Annotated in this window: 1 rRNA gene; it reads left to right on the top strand. The window is 44.6% G+C overall.

Annotated features, from left to right (window positions below):
- Positions 1-89: ribosomal RNA gene (locus tag KJS65_RS29595) — 23S ribosomal RNA — on the top strand; the annotation flags it as partial.
- Positions 90-276: the final 187 nt, after the last annotated feature.

Here is a 276-nt window from a genome sequence, read left to right as displayed (position 1 = left end):
CCTTGAAGACGACGAGGTAGATAGGTTGGAGGTGGAAGTGCAGCAATGCATGGAGCTGACCAATACTAATCGGTCGAGGGCTTATCCTAAAAAGTTTACCGTAGGGAAACTTACTTCGGAAGCGTTACGCTTTGCAACGGAGTAAGGACTGCGGAGACCATTTCTAAACACACAAATTCGTTTCGTATCTAGTTTTCAGGTGATCAAACATCTGGACTGATTTTTAAGCTGCATGTTTAGTCTTCCGACTGATCTTTTCTCGCAGCGATTTCGAGA

The sequence above is a fragment of the Paenibacillus sp. J23TS9 genome (assembly GCF_018403225.1).
Taxonomy (GTDB): Bacteria; Bacillota; Bacilli; order Paenibacillales; family Paenibacillaceae; genus Paenibacillus_AQ.
This window is presented reverse-complemented; position numbering and strand designations above follow the sequence as displayed.